Origin of the sequence: Streptomyces liliifuscus (assembly GCF_016598615.1) — a bacterium.
Lineage (GTDB): Bacteria > Actinomycetota > Actinomycetes > Streptomycetales > Streptomycetaceae > Streptomyces > Streptomyces liliifuscus.
Map to the genome: position 1 here is coordinate 6,163,449 of NZ_CP066831.1, position 15,305 is coordinate 6,178,753.

General features: G+C 69.3%; 12 protein-coding genes. 5 read left to right on the top strand and 7 right to left on the bottom strand.

The genetic code is table 11. The features are described from left to right. The first annotated feature begins 59 nt into the window (after positions 1–59). Complete coding sequence (gene hemB, locus JEQ17_RS26445; protein ID WP_200397520.1) at positions 60–1,052, top strand: porphobilinogen synthase; 993 nt, start codon at positions 60–62, stop codon at positions 1,050–1,052. 10 nt (positions 1,053–1,062) lie between these two features. Here the strand turns inward: hemB and JEQ17_RS26450 are convergent, their stop codons facing one another. After that, complete coding sequence (locus tag JEQ17_RS26450; protein WP_200397521.1) at positions 1,063–1,788, bottom strand: DUF4232 domain-containing protein; 726 nt, start codon at positions 1,786–1,788, stop codon at positions 1,063–1,065. Positions 1,789–1,985: 197 nt separating this feature from the next. Here JEQ17_RS26450 and JEQ17_RS26455 point away from each other — a divergent pair, with 197 nt between their 5' ends. Both JEQ17_RS26455 and JEQ17_RS26460 read left to right on the top strand, forming a co-directional pair. After that, positions 1,986–3,293, top strand: coding sequence for a helix-turn-helix domain-containing protein (locus JEQ17_RS26455; protein WP_200397522.1), 1,308 nt, complete (start codon positions 1,986–1,988; stop codon positions 3,291–3,293). Between the two features lie 94 nt (positions 3,294–3,387). Then, positions 3,388–4,290, top strand: a complete 903-nt coding sequence (locus JEQ17_RS26460; protein WP_200397523.1) for an SAM-dependent methyltransferase — start codon at positions 3,388–3,390, stop codon at positions 4,288–4,290. Between the two features lie 36 nt (positions 4,291–4,326). On the opposite strand, the gene JEQ17_RS26465 is transcribed toward JEQ17_RS26460, so the two are convergent. The 3 genes from JEQ17_RS26465 to argS all read right to left on the bottom strand — a co-directional run bounded on the left by JEQ17_RS26465 (position 4,327) and on the right by argS (position 8,280). Beyond that, the gene (locus tag JEQ17_RS26465) at positions 4,327–5,124 is read right to left on the bottom strand and encodes a DUF4253 domain-containing protein (protein ID WP_200397524.1); all 798 of its coding nucleotides are present in this window, start codon (positions 5,122–5,124) and stop codon (positions 4,327–4,329) included. Between the two features lie 45 nt (positions 5,125–5,169). Continuing rightward, positions 5,170–6,096: a phosphotransferase family protein gene (locus JEQ17_RS26470; protein ID WP_200397525.1), complete on the bottom strand. Its 927-nt coding sequence runs from the start codon at positions 6,094–6,096 to the stop codon at positions 5,170–5,172. Between the two features lie 402 nt (positions 6,097–6,498). After that, entirely contained in the window at positions 6,499–8,280 is a 1,782-nt protein-coding gene (gene argS, locus JEQ17_RS26475) for an arginine--tRNA ligase (RefSeq protein WP_200397526.1), read from the bottom strand. A gap of 272 nt (positions 8,281–8,552) precedes the next feature. On the opposite strand from argS, the gene lysS reads away from it, so the two are divergent. Further along, on the top strand, positions 8,553–10,295 hold the full coding sequence (gene lysS, locus JEQ17_RS26480) for a lysine--tRNA ligase (protein ID WP_200397527.1): 1,743 nt from the start codon (positions 8,553–8,555) through the stop codon (positions 10,293–10,295). Between the two features lie 123 nt (positions 10,296–10,418). On the opposite strand, the gene JEQ17_RS26485 is transcribed toward lysS, so the two are convergent. The 3 genes from JEQ17_RS26485 to JEQ17_RS26495 all read right to left on the bottom strand — a co-directional run bounded on the left by JEQ17_RS26485 (position 10,419) and on the right by JEQ17_RS26495 (position 13,884). Next, the gene (locus tag JEQ17_RS26485; protein ID WP_200397528.1) at positions 10,419–11,783 is read right to left on the bottom strand and encodes a DUF2637 domain-containing protein; all 1,365 of its coding nucleotides are present in this window, start codon (positions 11,781–11,783) and stop codon (positions 10,419–10,421) included. A 178-nt stretch (positions 11,784–11,961) separates the two neighbouring features. Then, on the bottom strand, positions 11,962–12,852 hold the full coding sequence (locus tag JEQ17_RS26490) for a DUF3558 family protein (RefSeq protein WP_200397529.1): 891 nt from the start codon (positions 12,850–12,852) through the stop codon (positions 11,962–11,964). A gap of 147 nt (positions 12,853–12,999) precedes the next feature. Continuing rightward, on the bottom strand, positions 13,000–13,884 hold the full coding sequence (locus JEQ17_RS26495) for a DUF3558 domain-containing protein (protein ID WP_200397530.1): 885 nt from the start codon (positions 13,882–13,884) through the stop codon (positions 13,000–13,002). Between the two features lie 217 nt (positions 13,885–14,101). On the opposite strand from JEQ17_RS26495, the gene JEQ17_RS26500 reads away from it, so the two are divergent. After that, a complete protein-coding gene (locus tag JEQ17_RS26500) occupies positions 14,102–15,295 on the top strand; it encodes an RtcB family protein (RefSeq protein ID WP_200397531.1) in 1,194 nt (397 codons plus the stop codon). Positions 15,296–15,305: the final 10 nt, after the last annotated feature.

Below are 15,305 nucleotides of genomic sequence, written 5' to 3' on the forward strand. Positions count from 1 at the left end.
CCTGCGGCACCGACGGCTTGTTGGCAAAGGGGGGTCCGGGGCGGGCGTAGCGTTGGTGTATGACGACGTACGGATCCTTCCCGGGCAGCCGGCCGCGGCGGCTGCGGACCACCCCTGTGATGCGGCGCATGGTCGCCGAGACCCGGCTGCATCCCGCTGACTTCATCCTCCCGGCGTTCGTGCGTGAGGGAGTGTCCGAGCCCGTGCCGATCTCGGCGATGCCGGGCGTCGTGCAGCACACCCGGGACAGTCTGAAGAAGGCTGCCGCGGAGGCCGTGGCGGCGGGGATCTCCGGGATCATGCTGTTCGGTGTTCCGGAGGAGTCCAAGAAGGACGCGGTGGGGACTCCGGGGACCGATCCGGAGGGGATTCTGCAGGTCGCCCTCAGGGATGTGCGGGCCGAGGTCGGCGACGAGCTGCTGGTGATGTCCGATCTGTGTCTTGATGAGACCACTGACCATGGGCATTGCGGGGTCTTGGACGATCAGGGTCGCGTCGACAACGACGCGACCCTTGAGCGGTATGCCGAGATGGCCCAGGTACAGGCCGACGCCGGGGCCCATGTGGTGGGCCCCAGCGGGATGATGGACGGCCAGATCGGGGTCGTACGCGATGCTCTCGACCAGATCGGGCGGGAGGACGTGGCCATCCTGGCCTACACCGTCAAGTACTCCTCCGCCTTCTTCGGGCCCTTCCGGGAGGCCGTCGGCTCCTCTTTGAAGGGCGACCGCAAGACCTATCAGCAGGATCCCGCCAACGCGCGTGAGTCCCTGCGGGAGCTGGCCCTCGATCTGGAGGAGGGGGCCGACATGGTGATGGTCAAGCCGGCCGGCCCGTACCTCGACATCCTCGCGCGGGTCGCGGACGCCGTGCACGTGCCGGTGGCGGCCTACCAGATTTCCGGTGAGTACTCGATGGTCGAGGCCGCCGCCGAGAAGGGGTGGATCGACCGGGACAAGGCGATCCTGGAGACGCTCACCGGGATCAAGCGGGCCGGCGCCCAGAACATCCTCACGTACTGGGCGACCGAGGTGGCGCAGAAGCTGCGCTGAGCCCGCCGGCTCACCAGGTGAGGGCGTCCGCCATCGTCTGCTGCCAGTACGTGACGGCGATCGAGTCGTCCACGTACATGCCCTTGGCGGGCAGCGACGGCTTCGACGCGGCTCCCGAGTCCTTCAGGTAGACCGCGAGCGACTTGGCCGTGTAGCCGTTGGAGCCGCTGCCGTCCGCCGCGGAGAGGCGCACGCCCGCGTAGCCCGACTCGCCCGGGGCCAGCGTGACCACCGCCTGTGGCTGGGACTCCTCCATGACCGGCGGGACCGACTGCGCCTCACCGAAGCGGACAGCCGGGTAGCCGATCACGTTGCAGTTCTTCGAGCCGGTGTTGGTGACGGTGAGGAGAAGGTGGTTCAGGGGGCGGGCGACCACCGTGGCCGTCATACGGGTGTTGGCGGAGGTGCAGGGCGTACGGGTGGGGCCGGGGTCCTGCGAGTCCGACGACTTCGACGAGTCCGAGGAGCCCGTCGAACCCGACGAGTTCTGCGCGCCCTTCCCGTCCTTGGGCTTGGAGTTCGAGTCCGACGAGGACCCCGCCTGTCCCGCGTCCGTGGTCGTCTCCTTGTTCTTCTGCGACCCGGACGTCGGCGTGGACGACGGCTGGGACGTGGCGCCCGCCGACGCGCCCTCGTCACGTACGCCCTCTCCGTTGTTGCAGGCCGTCAGTGTCAGCGTGGCGACGGCGAGCGCTGCGGCGGCGAGGACACGGGTGCGGGTGGTGCGAGCGGACATGGGTGATCCCCCTGATGCGGTACGGCTGTTGGTGCAGGCCGCTCGACCGAGTGACGGGAGCGGCGTGCTTGGATGGCCCAAGCTTGTGCGGCGACCCGTCCCGGCCGCCACACCTGCCGGGGTTTCCGGGACGCCGGAACGCTCGTAACGGCTCTGACCTGGGGGAACGACCTTCCCCTGGAACGCTGGTCCGGGACATGGGAGACGGAGGAACGGTGGCGGGGGACGAGTTCTCGGAGCTCTTGGGACAGTTGAAGGAGCGGTCCGGGCTCAGTTACGGGGTGCTCGGGAAGCGGCTTCACACGAGTACGTCCACGCTTCACCGGTATGTCAACGGGGATGCCGTGCCGACGGACTACGCGCCCGTGGAGCGGTTCGCCCGCGCCTGCAAGGCCTCTCCGGAGGAACTGGTGGAGCTGCATCGGCGGTGGGTTCTCGCGGATGCGCGGCGGGGGCAGAAGGCGGGGGAGGGGGCGGCCGGTGAGTCGTCCGTGTCGGAGGCTTCTGTCGACGCGGTCGCCGGTGGCGATGTCGTCGGCTCAGGAGGGCCCGAGGCCGAGCGTGGAGAGGCGGCGGACGCTCCTGTCGCGCGGCGGCGGCGTACCGTCGTGCTCGCCGGTGCCGCCGTGGCCGCCGCGATCGTGTCGGCCGCCCTCGTGGTGAATCTCGTGCCGGGCAAGAGCGACGACGGCGAGGGCGGGAAGCAGTCCGTGGGGGCCGCCGCCCAGACCGTCGACGACAGTCCCGGGGCCAGTGAGTCCGGCGCCGCGAAGCGCAGGTCGGCTTCGCCGTCCGCATCCCGCAGCGGTACTCCCACGGCGTCCTCCTCCGCCTCCCGGAGCGCCGGTGCCGGTGCCGGGGCCGCGCAGGACTCCGGGGCGAAGGAGAGTGCCTCCGCGCCGACCGTCGCCGTCAATCCGTACAAGTGGGATTCCCCGTGCAGTCAGCACTACCTCGTCGACCGGAAGCCCGAGCAGGTGCCTCCGCCGCCGAGCGAGTCGGACGCGCGCGGGTGGGTCTCCGCGCTCGGCGGGGTCGCCGGCGGGCAGCAGATGCTCGCGCTGACCGTGCAGGGCACCGGGAAGGCCACCGTCGTCCTGGAGGCGCTGCATGTGCGGGTGGTGGAGAAGAGCGCGCCGCTCGCCTGGAACGACTTCGAGATGGGCGTCGGGTGCGGTGGCGGGGTGGAGACCACGTCGTTCGGCGTGAACCTCGACGCGGGGCGGCCCGCGACCTCGCCCAAGGCCGGACAGCGCGACTTCCCGTACAAGGTGAGCGAGTCCGACCCCGAGGTCTTCTACATCTTCGCGGACGCCCGGACGCACAACGTGAGCTGGTATCTGGAGCTCGACTGGTCCAGCGGGACGAAGCAGGGCACCGTGCGCGTCGACGACAAGGGGCAGCCCTTCCGGACCAGCGGGAACGTGGGGCGGCCCGCGTACAACTACCCGCTCGGTGACTCCGAATGGGGGCGGAACGAGTACGAGCCCGACATTCCGGGCTGAGTGTCTCTCCTTTCCCGGTCGGGGCACCATCAAGTCACCCCGAGAGTTAGGTTGTTGCTCGTTTAATGACGCGACTCTCCAGGGAGAGGCTTCCATGCCCGGTGACGCTCTCAGCCAGGACCCCGCAGAGCTGAGAAGGAGGATCGACACCACCAAGGCACACCCGGCACGTGTCTACGACGTCTTCCTCGGGGGCAAGGACAACTACGAGGTCGACCGGGCCGCTGCCGCCGCCGCGCTCACGGCCAACCCGCGCGGCTACCTGGACGTCCGGCACAACCGCGACTTCCTGCGCCGGGCCGTGAACTCGCTGACGGGCGAAGAGGGCATCCGGCAGTACCTGGACATCGGTACGGGGCTGCCGACCCAGGAGAACGTCCACCAGATCGCCCAGCGCCTCGCCCCCGACTCCCGGGTCGTGTACGTGGACAACGACCCGGTCGTTCTCGCCCATGCGCGCGCCCTGCTCACCAGCGGGCCCGAGGGCCGGACCGACTACATCGACGCCGACTTCGAGAACCCGGCCCAGATCCTCGAAGCGGCCTCGAAGACCCTCGACTTCGACCAGCCGGTCGCCCTCGCGCTCGTGGCGATCCTGCACTTCGTCGAGGACGACAGGGCCTACCCGATCGTGCGCGAGCTGATCGACGCCCTGCCCTCGGGCAGCCGGCTCGTGCTCAGCCATCTCACCGAGGACCTCAACCCCGAGAACATCCGCGCGGTCCAGCGGACGTACACCGAGCGCGGTTTCACCTTCGTGCTGCGCTCGAAGGCGGAGGTCGAGCGGTTCCTCACCGAGAACGGCCTGGAGGTCGACGAGCCCGGCGTGGTCCCCGCCCACCACTGGCGGCCCGACAACGCGGCGCCCGTCCCCGAGCAGCCCGAGCCCGGCTACTTCGACGGCCTCGACGACATCGAGAAGGTCAGGTACCGCGACATCAACGACGTGACGGACGCGGACATCAACGTGTACGCGGTCACGGGCCGCAAGCCCTGAGCCCTCATGGCGGCCCGGAGTTCCGGGCCGTCCGGCTCAGTCCCACCAGAACGTCCAGGAGTGTGCGCCGAGCACCTCTTGCTCGGCGTACGCCCGCAGGGAGCCGTGGCCGCTCTGCTCGATGTTGTCCGGGCAGAACGCGTAGTGCTCGGCGGCGACCGCCTCCGCCTCGGCCGGGGTCCGGGGCGGGGCCGCGACCGAGACGACCAGCTGGTCGTAGGTCATCGCCACGATCCGTATCCCGAAGCGGTCCTCCCAGGAGCGGAGGACCGCGCACAGCGGTGCCACGTCGTCCAGGTGGTTGACCGGGCCGCACCAGCCGACGGCCGCCGGGATGTCCGCGCTGCGGCGGGCCGGCACGAGGGCGAGGTGCGCCCGCTCCAGCCAACTCCCGCCGCCGGTGAGGGAGTCGGCCACCTCGGTCGCCCGCTCGTCCGGGTCGGCGCCGGCCGGGCCCGCCGGGGCGAGGCCCGGCCAGTCGGCGTCCTCCGCCTCGGCCGCGAACTCCTCCCAGAGGTCCGCCAGTACCTCCTCCGCGTCGTGGTCGCCCGGATACGACGCGAGGTCGGGGTCCAGCTCCCACTTGTCCGGGTGGGGTTCGCTGTCCGCGTCGGCGCCGAGCAGCACCGGATGCAGGCCCGCCGTGCGGCGCGCGGACGCCAGCCGCAGCCAGTCGCCCGGCGCCGCCGGAGCGTCGGCCCGCCACAGCAGCGGTTCGTCCCAGGGGCCGTCGACCGTCGTGTCGAGCAGCGTCCCGGGCGGGAGGTCGAGACCGAGCGAGCGGCCGGTCGGGTCGGCCGCCAGCGTCGGCAGCTGGTTCGGAAGAGTCGCCATGCCCGTGACTCTAGGACCCGGCACTGACAACGCCCGCGGGGGCCGTCAGTCGGTGCCGAACCATGTCTCGGCGAGCGCGTCCAGGGTCGGCTCCGGCGGCTCGGGCAGCATGCGCATATAGCCGGGGAGGTTGCTGTAGACGTGCAGCAGCGCGTACGCCATGAGCGTGTGCGGGTCGATCGGCGGGCACCCGTAGGCGTCGTAGAACCGCTTCAGCAGCCTGCGGTCCCCGCACGAGATGAACAGCCCGACGCCCACGAAGTCGTACGCCGGATCGCCGACCATCGCCGGCTCGAAGTCGAACAGGCCCGTCAGTCGCCAGCCGTCCGGGTCCACGGTCAGATGCTGGCGCATGAACTCCGTGTGCAGCAGTACGCGCCGGGCCGGAGGGACCAGCGGCACCGAGCTCAGGAACCACGGGATCTGCTCCAGCCAGAGGTCCGACAGGCCGGCCTCGCGCTGCTGCTCCACCGCGTTCGCCCGCTGGGCGTCGACGAACAGGCCCCAGTCGGAGGGGCCGATCGAGCCCGCGAGCGGCGCCGCGTTCAGCGCGTGCAGCGCAGCGAGGGTCTCGCCGGCCTCCGTGACGATTCGGTCCTGCTCCGCCGCCGGAATCCGCGGCCACGCGTCGGCGAGGCTCTCGCCGGGCAGCCGGGACATCAGGACGAACGACCAGCCGTTCTTGTACGCCCCCGCCGAGTACACCTGCGGCGTCGGAACCGGCAGCCTGCCGTACACATGGCTCAGTACCCGCTCCTCGCGCCTGGCGTCGATCTTCTCGAAGGCGGGGAACAGCTTGACGACGTGCGCGGCACCGACGGAGTACACCGGCAGGGAACCCTCGATGAAGCGGATCAGCGGCTTCACGGCCACCCCGAGGCGCTCGCACAGGTCCATGACGGCGGGCCGCAACAGGGCCTCGTCGCGGACCATGTCGTCCAGCTCTTCGCCGGTCTCAACGAGTGGCAGCACGGGTCAACACCATCCAGACGGCCGGGGTGACGGAGAAGGGAAGTGCAGTGCTCATTGGGCTCCCAGTGCGGTCCAACAGGGCTCTGGATTCCCCGGAGTTGGGGTTTGCGCCCCGCAGCATCGCATACTCCGGGGTGCGTCCGAGCACCTCAACCTTTGGCCATCACTCGTACGGATTGCCAGGTCAGCGCGGGGGGAGGCCACTGGCATATGCGGGCCTCTGTCGCCGCACGGGTCACCTCTATCGCGGGGGGCCGTCTGTCGTGTACGCCTTCAACTTCCTTCACCCGAACGGGGGAAGCGGCCGGGCCGGTTGTCGTATGTGCCGAGACCCGGGCGCGGCCCCGTGGTGAGGGGCCGCGCCCGGGTCTCGGGTGGCTGCCGGTGGAGCTCGGACGACGATCAGAGGCGGTCGGGCGTCCTGATGCCGAGCAGGGCCATGCCCTGGTGGAGCGTGCGGGCCGTCAGGTCGACCAGGAACAGCCTGTTCTCGACGACCTCCTTCGGGTTCGCGTCGCTCAGCACCTGGCACTGGTCGTAGAACGTCGTCAGGTGCGACGCCAGCTGGTACAGGTACGAGGCCAGCTTGTGCGGCTCGTAGCCCGACGCCACGTCCAGGAGCAGCTCGCCGAACTGGTCCAGGTGCAGACCCAGCGCGCGCTCCGCCGGGGCCAGTTCGAGCTCCGGGTGGGCCAGCGGACGCGCGTCCCCGGCCTTGCGGAGGATCGACCGGATACGGGCGTACGCGTACTGGAGGTACACGCTCGTGTCGCCGTTCAGCGACACCATCTGGTCCAGGTCGAACTTGTAGTCCCGGACGGCCGACGTGGACAGGTCCGCGTACTTCACGGCGCCGATCCCGACGTACCGGCCGTTCTCGACGATCTCGTCCTCGGTCAGGCCGACCTTCTCGGCCTTCTCGCGGACCACCGCCGTGGCGCGGTCGATCGCCTCGTCGAGCAGGTCGACCAGCCGGATCGTCTCGCCCTCACGGGTCTTGAACGGCTTGCCGTCCTTGCCGAGCACCGTGCCGAAGGCCAGCTGCTCCGCCTTCGCGTCGCCGTTCAGCCAGCCCGCCCTGCGTGCCGTCTCGAAGACCATCTTGAAGTGCAGGGACTGGCGGGCGTCGACCACGTAGATCAGGTTGTTCGCCTTCAGGTCGAAGACGCGGTTCCTGATCGCGGAGAGGTCGGTGGCCGCGTAGCCGTAGCCGCCGTCCGACTTCTTCACGATCAGCGGGACCGGGTTGCCGTCCGGGCCCTTGACGTCGTCGAAGAACACGCACAGGGCGCCCTCGGACCACACCGCGACGCCGGCCTCTTCGAGAAGGCGGCACGTCTCGTCCAGCATGTCGTTGTAGCCCGACTCGCCGACGATGTCCGCGTCCCGGACCTCCATGTCGAGCTTCTCGAAGACCGAGAAGAAGTAGATCTTCGACTCGTCCACGAACTTCTGCCACGTGGCCAGCGTGTGCGGGTCGCCCGCCTGGAGGTCGACCACCCTGCGCCGGGCCCGCGTCTTGAACTCCTCGTCGGAGTCGAAGTGCGTGCGCGCGGCCTTGTAGAGGCGGTTGAGGTTCGACATCGCCTCCTCGCCCGACACCGCGCCGTCCTCGGCGGACTTGTGGTCCAGCTCGTGCGGGTGCTCGTCCAGATACTGGATGAGCATGCCGAACTGCGTGCCCCAGTCGCCGATGTGGTGCCGCCTGACGACGGTCTCGCCGACGAACTCCAGGACCTGGACGACCGCGTCGCCGATCACCGCGGAGCGGAGATGGCCTACGTGCATCTCCTTCGCCACGTTCGGCTGGGCGTAGTCGATGACCGTCGTGCCCGGGTTCTCCGTGAACGGGACGCCGAGGCGGTCCGCCGGGTCCGTGGCGCGGGCCGCGAGGTTCTGCGTGATCGCCCGGTCCGTGATCGTGATGTTCAGGAAGCCGGGGCCCGAGACCTCGATGTCCTTGATCAGGTCACCCTTGACCACCCGGTCGACGACCTGCGTCGCCAGGTCCCTGGGGTTGGCCTTCGCCTTCTTCGCCAGGGCGAGGATTCCGTTGGCCTGGAAGTCCGCCCTGTCGCTGCGTCGCAGCAGCGGGTCCGCGGGCGCGGTCTCCGGCACGGCTGCCGTGAGCGCGTCCGCCAGGCGCTGGTGGACGTGGGCGGTGAGGGACGTGACCGAGGCCATGGGGTGGGTGCCGTTCTCCTCGTGGGTACGGGTGGATCCGCCCAGTATCCCACGGGGGTAAAGCGAGTTTTCGCCCCCGCCGCCCCTACCCATTCCCGTCCCTTACTCGGGGGCGCTGCCCCCGAACCCCCGCTCCTCAAACGCCGGAGGGCTAAAGATTTCAGGGGCGGTGAAAAGCTGTTTTCGTGGATGCGGGGGGAGCTGGGAGAATGGGGCGGTCAGCCGTGCGAACCGTACCGCCGGCCAAAGACACCTCCTGAGGAAAGAAGGACGTGCCGATCGTGGCTCAGAGCACCGAGACCACCGACTGGGTCTCCCGTTACGCGGATGAGGTCATCGAGGAGTCGGAGCGTCGGGCCCCGGGCAAACCGGTCGTCGTCGCGTCCGGACTGTCCCCGTCCGGGCCCATCCACCTCGGGAATCTCAGGGAGGTCATGACCCCGCACCTCGTCGCCGACGAGATCCGCCGCCGGGGACACGAGGTCAGGCACCTCATCTCCTGGGACGACTACGACCGCTACCGCAAGGTGCCGAACGGCGTCGTGGGTGTCGATGACTCCTGGGGCGAGCACATCGGCAGGCCCCTCACCGCCGTACCCGCCCCGAAGGGCTCCCCGCACGCGAGCTGGGCCGAGCACTTCAAGGCCGCCATGGTCGAGGCACTCGGCGAGCTGGGCGTCGAGTTCGACGGCATCAGCCAGACCGAGCAGTACACCTCCGGCACGTATCGCGAGCAGATCCTGCACGCGATGAAGCACCGGGGGGACATCGACGCGATCCTTGATCAGTACCGCACCAAGAAGGCCCCGGCCAAGAAGCAGTCGCAGAAGCCCGTCGACGAGGCGGAGCTCGAAGCCGCCGAGGGCTCGGGCGCGGCGGCCGACGACGACGGCACCGGCTCCGCCGGGTACTTCCCGTACAAGCCCTACTGCGGCGACTGCGGCAAGGACCTCACCACCGTCACGGCCTACGACGACGACACCACCGAGCTGACGTACACCTGCACCGCGTGCGACTTCTCCGAGACCGTGCGGCTCAGTGAGTTCAATCGCGGCAAGCTGGTCTGGAAGGTCGACTGGCCGATGCGCTGGGCGTACGAGGGCGTCGTCTTCGAGCCCTCCGGCGTCGACCACTCCTCGCCCGGGTCCAGCTTCCAGGTCGGCGGACAGATCGTCGGGAGCATCTTCGGCGGCAAGCAGCCCATCGGTCCGATGTACGCCTTCGTGGGCATCTCCGGCATGGCGAAGATGTCCTCCTCCAAGGGAGGCGTGCCCACCCCCGGTGACGCGCTGAAGATCATGGAGCCGCAGATCCTCCGCTGGCTCTACGCCCGCCGCCGCCCCAACCAGTCCTTCAAGATCGCCTTCGACCAGGAGATCCAGCGGCTGTACGACGAGTGGGACAAGCTGGAGGGCAAGGTCGCGGACGGCTCCGCCCTGCCGGCCGACGTCGCCGCGCACTCGCGTGCTGTCGGCACCGCCGCCGGTGAGCTTCTCAAGACACCCCGCCCGATGCCCTACCGCACGCTCGCCTCCGTCGCCGACATCACCGCCGGCGCCGAGGACCAGACCCTGCGCATCCTCAGCGAACTCGACCCCGCCGACCCGCTCTCGTCCCTCGACGAGGTCCGGCCGCGGCTCGACAGGGCCGAGGCCTGGATCAACACCCAGGTCCCCGCCGACCAGCGCACGGTCGTCCGCAAGGAGGCCGACACCGAGCTCATCAAGTCCCTCGACGACCAGGGCCGCGCCTCGCTGCGGCTCCTCCTCGACGGCCTCGACTCGCACTGGTCGCTCGACGGACTCACCCACCTCGTGTACGGAGTCCCCAAGGTCCAGGCCGGCTTCTCCGCCGACGCCACGCCCAAGGAACTCCCGCCCGAGATCAAGGTCGCCCAGCGCACCTTCTTCGCCCTGCTCTACCACCTGCTGGTCGGCCGCGACACCGGCCCCCGCCTGCCCACCCTGCTCCTCGCGGTGGGCCAGGAGCGGGTGCGCAAGCTGCTCGGCGAGTAGTCCGTACGAGCCGTACGAGGTTCTACGACGATGGGGCGCCCGGAAATCTCCGGGCGCCCCATCCACGTACAGACGCATGTCCCTGCACGCACGTCCTGCACGCATGTCCCTGCGCGCATGCCCCTATGCGATGTGGTCCTCTTCCAGCTCCATCGTGTGGCGGTTGGTGAAGCGTGTGACCAGGCGCTTGGCCTCCGGCTCCGGGAGGGTCACGCGGAACTCCGCCTCGACGTTGTCGCCGAACTCGCGCGGGGTCGGGTAGCTGCCGTTTATCGACTGCTTGAAGACCTGGTAGAACGACTCCTCGTCCGGCTCCGGGGCCGGGATTCCGCCGCCCTCGCCGAGCTGGCGGGTGCGGTTCGGGCCCGACGGGATGGGGAAGGTGCCGGTGTCCTCGGGAGAGGGCTCACGCTCCTCGTACTCCTGAAGCAGCTGCCCCTGCCCGTTCTGGTACGCCTGACGCTGCTCGGCCTCGTACTGGGCCTGCTGAGCCTCGTACTGGGCCCACATCTGGTCCGGGGCGTACGAGGGGTCGTAGCCGCCCTCGTAGACGATCTCCTGCTGCGGGGGAGCGAACCACGGGCTCGACTCCGGCTCCTCCTCCAGGTACTCCGGCTGCTGGTCCTGCCGACCCTGCTGCGCCTGCTGCCCCTGCTGCTCCTGAACGGGGTAGCCGTCGGCGTCCAGCTCCTGGCGGCGCTGGTCGTCCCGGGGCGCTCCCGGACCCACCTGGTGCGGTACGGCGGCCTGCGGTGCCTCGACGCGCTCCAGCTCCGTCTGCTGCCGGGGCGCCGGAGGCAGCAGCGCAGGCTCGATGCCCGCCGCGGCCAGACCCGAGGGGGCCGTCTCCGCCAGGGGCACGCCGTAGCGCGCCAGCCGCAGCGGCATCAGGGACTCGACCGGCGCCTTGCGACGCCACGCGCGGCCGAAGCGCGAACGCAGCCGGGCCTGGTAGACGAGACGCTCCTGCTCCAGCTTGATGACCTGCTCGTAGGAGCGCAGCTCCCACAGCTTCATCCGGCGCCAGAGCAGGAACGTGGGGAGCGGGGACAGCAGCCAGCGGGTGAGGCGCACGCCCTCCATGTGCTTGTCGGCCGTGATGTCCGCGATCCGGCCGATCGCGTGCCGCGCCGCCTCCACGGAGACCACGAACAGGATCGGGATGACACCGTGCATCCCGACACCGAGCGGGTCCGGCCACGCGGCCGCGCCGTTGAACGCGATCGTCGCCGCCGTCAGCAGCCACGCCGTCTGGCGCAGCAGCGGGAACGGGATCCTGATCCAGGTCAGGAGCAGATCGAGCGCGAGCAGGACACATATTCCCGCGTCGATACCGATCGGGAAGACGTAACTGAACTTCCCGAAGCCCTTCTGGAGGGCGAGTTCGCGCACCGCGGCGTACGAACCGGCGAAGCCGATTCCGGCGATGACGACGGCTCCGAAGACGACCACCCCGATGAGAATCCGGTGCGTCTTCGTGAGCTGCATAGGCGCGGACACCCGTACTCCCCTCCCATGACGACCTGTTGCGCGCAACAGAGTGGCACATGTGTACGGGCTCCGGGCGCGCAGTGCGGCACCAGCCCGGCCCCCAAAGAGGCCGGGTCGCTGCAAATGTCCTGGTCCGGCCGCGAGTTGGGCCCCGGCCGGATTACCGGAACGGCTGTCAGTCCTTCTTCGTGGACGACTTGCTCGGGCTCTTGCTCGTACCCGAGTCCTCGCCGAGGTCCGAGCCCTGGCCCGCGCTCTTGCTCGCGCTCTTGCTCGGGCTGGGGCTCTTGCTGGGCGCCGTGCTGCCGCCGGCCGCGGAGCCGCCGCCGGCCCCGTTCGCCGTCCGGACCGCCTCCACGGCCTCCTTGGCGGCCTTCTCCGCCGCCTTCGTCAGATCGGCCACCTTCGGGGCCTTGTCGCCCGCCAGACCCGCGCCGTTGTAGTCGAGCGTCACGACGACGTTCTCGACCCGCGTCACGACCGTCTGCTGCTTGAAGGTGCCTTCCTTCTTCTTCAGGTCGTACGTCACCAGCGTCGCCTCGTTGCCCATGCCCGTCAGCGGCTGCGACTTGGTGTCCTTCGCGCCCTCGACCGAGCGCGCGTCCTCGGCGTGCTTGGCGAAGTACTCCGAGGCCAGCTTCTCGCCCGTACCGCGGGTCGCGTCCGACTCGAAACGCAGCAGGGACACGTTCAGCCAGCGGAACTGCGAACCGTCCACGCCGTTGTTGTCCAGGCTGTTCCAGGAGCAGCTGCCGCGCGTCTCCGTGTCGCCCGACTTGCCCTCCTTGCTGGACTTGGCACCCTTCGGGACCATTTCCTCCAACGTCTTCGACGAGAACACCTTGCAGGGCTCGGGAAGCTTCGCGTACGCGGCCTCCTTCACCACCGAGCCCGCCTCCGTCGCGGAGGACGACGCCGAGGCGCCGGAGTCCTTCTTCGCGTCGTCGCCGGAGCCGCCGCCGGAGTCCGAGGAGCAGCCGGAGGCGACGAGCATCATCGGGACGGCGGCCGCGCCGACAAGGATGCGGGTGAGTCGCTGACGCTGGCGCTGTGCGGGTCGGTGCATGGTTCCTTCACTCAAGACGCTGGGTGTGCGTGCGAACGGCCGCGTCCTCGGTCGGCCGCACTCGGTCGGGTCCGAGGGGCCACGGTACGCCGAACGGGACACGGGTGACTCGGGTTCCGCCCAGCCCGAAACCCCTGCCGGGGGCCCCTAGTCGTTGAACGCGTCGGCGAGCTGACCCGCCAGTTTCCGCGCTCTGTCCTGCATGTCCTTGCTGCTCGGGACGTCGGTCGTGGTCGCCGGCTGCTCGTCGTACTGGATCGTCACGACCACGTTGGACGTGCGGAACACCACAGTCACCGTGCGCTGCCGGGTGCTGCTCAGCGCGTCGTCCAGGAACGCCTCGTCGCCCAGGTCGTCGAGCGTGCGGGGCTGGAGGGCGGAGGGGGTGGAGCCGTCGGAGGGCGTGGCGGAACCGCTCTCCGCGTCCGACGCGCTGGAGCTCGGACCGGAACCGGAGTCGTCCGAGGGGGATCCGCTCTCATCGGCGGACGAGCCGGATGATTCGGGCGACTCGGACGAATCCGATGAGCTCGACGACTCCGATGCCTCTGACGACTCGGGCGACTCCGACGAGGCGACCGGCTCCGGAAGATCGGCCGAGGTCTCCCGCTTCAGATAGATCTCCGTCGCGCGGTCGTCGTCGCTGACCGCGTTGTCGTACGAGACCACGCGCTCGAAGTCCACCAGCAGATGATCCGTCGCCCCGGTCGACTGAGCCTTCCAACGGCAGCCGACCTTGCGGTCCGTGTCGTACGTCTGCGTCGCCGTGCCCTCGTACGTCTTCTCGCGCTGCTCCTCGTCCGTGACCTGCTTGATGCCGGGCAGCAGCGAGTCCAGCGTGCCGTGCGAGACGGCGGCGCACGGTTCGGGGAGCGTGCGGTACTTGCCGGGCTGCGCCGCGGTCGGTGTCGTGGCCGATTCGCCCGGCTTCGGGTCGGTCGTGCCGTTGTCGTCGCCCGATCCACCGGTGCAGCCGGCCAGCAGCACCGCGAGGAGCGCGGCGACGCCGGGTACGTACGCCTTCCGCTGCACGGTGGGGCTCCTCTCGACGGGTCGCCGCGCTGGGCGCACGACCGGGGTGTCCTGTGGTTATGCATTGGTTATTCAGTTGCCGCGCGGGGGCGGCCCCTGGAGACAATGTGTATCGCACGCACTGCCGTGGACGCCGGTCCGTTGTCCCAAACGTTGACCTTGGTGCCGGTTTTGCGATTTGCGACTTCTGCTTGTTTTACGGGGGAATGAGGACGATATGTCGTACGTGGAAGTGCCGGGCGCGAAGGTTCCGATCCGTATGTGGGCGGACCCGGCGTCGGTCGAGGACGTCGCGATGCAGCAGCTCCGCAACGTCTCGACGCTGCCTTGGATCAAGGGCCTCGCCGTCATGCCGGACGTCCATTTCGGCAAGGGCGCGACGGTCGGTTCCGTGATCGCCATGCAGGGTGCTGTGTGTCCCGCGGCGGTCGGGGTCGACATCGGCTGCGGGATGTCCGCGGTCAGGACGTCCCTGACGGCCAACGACCTGCCGGGTGACCTTTCCCGGCTGCGCTCGAAGGTCGAGCAGGCCATTCCTGTGGGGCGGGGGATGCACGACAGCCCGATCGAGCCCGGACGATTCCACGGGCTGGCCACTTCGGGCTGGGACGACTTCTGGGGGCGCTTCGACGGTGTGGCCGAAGCGGTCAAGTTCCGTCAGGGGCGGGCGACAAAGCAGATGGGGACGCTTGGATCCGGAAATCACTTTGTGGAAGTGTGCACGGATACGACCGGTTCTGTTTGGCTGATGCTGCACTCCGGTTCGCGGAACATCGGCAAGGAACTGGCCGAGCACCACATAGGAATTGCGCAGAAGCTCCCGCACAACCAGGGTCTGGTCGATCGCGACCTCGCCGTATTCATCGCGGACACCCCGCAGATGGGGGCGTACCGCAACGACTTGTTCTGGGCGCAGGAGTACGCGAAGTACAACCGCACGCTCATGATGGCGCTCCTGAAGGACGTGGTCCGCAAGGAGTTCAAGAAGGCGAAGCCGACCTTCGAGCCGGAGATCAGCGCGCACCACAACTACGTGGCCGAGGAGCGGTACGAGGGCATGGACCTGCTGGTCACCCGCAAGGGCGCGATCCGCGCGGGCTCCGGCGAGTACGGGATCATCCCGGGCTCGATGGGCACGGGTTCGTACATCGTGAAGGGCCTCGGCAACGAGAAGGCCTTCAACTCGGCCTCGCACGGGGCGGGCCGGCGCATGAGCCGTAACGCCGCCAAGCGTCGCTTCTCGACAAAGGATCTGGAGGAGCAGACGCAGGGTGTGGAGTGCCGCAAGGACTCCGGCGTCGTGGACGAGATCCCGAGCGCGTACAAGCCGATCGAGCAGGTCATCGACCAGCAGCGAGACCTCGTAGAGGTCGTGGCAAAGCTGAAGCAGGTCGTGTGCGTGAAGGGCTGAATTGTGGGCG

Bases quoted from the DNA above. Each gene is read 5' to 3' on its own strand.
- JEQ17_RS26485 (WP_200397528.1), bottom strand. From the start codon at position 11,783: ATGCAGCTCACGAAGACGCACCGGATTCTCATCGGGGTGGTCGTCTTC.
- JEQ17_RS26460 (WP_200397523.1), top strand. From the start codon at position 3,388: ATGCCCGGTGACGCTCTCAGCCAGGACCCCGCAGAGCTGAGAAGGAGG.
- JEQ17_RS26450 (WP_200397521.1), bottom strand. From the start codon at position 1,788: ATGTCCGCTCGCACCACCCGCACCCGTGTCCTCGCCGCCGCAGCGCTC.
- JEQ17_RS26455 (WP_200397522.1), top strand. From the start codon at position 1,986: ATGGGAGACGGAGGAACGGTGGCGGGGGACGAGTTCTCGGAGCTCTTG.
- hemB (WP_200397520.1), top strand. From the start codon at position 60: ATGACGACGTACGGATCCTTCCCGGGCAGCCGGCCGCGGCGGCTGCGG.
- JEQ17_RS26465 (WP_200397524.1), bottom strand. From the start codon at position 5,124: ATGGCGACTCTTCCGAACCAGCTGCCGACGCTGGCGGCCGACCCGACC.
- JEQ17_RS26490 (WP_200397529.1), bottom strand. From the start codon at position 12,852: ATGCACCGACCCGCACAGCGCCAGCGTCAGCGACTCACCCGCATCCTT.
- JEQ17_RS26500 (WP_200397531.1), top strand. From the start codon at position 14,102: ATGTCGTACGTGGAAGTGCCGGGCGCGAAGGTTCCGATCCGTATGTGG.
- argS (WP_200397526.1), bottom strand. From the start codon at position 8,280: ATGGCCTCGGTCACGTCCCTCACCGCCCACGTCCACCAGCGCCTGGCG.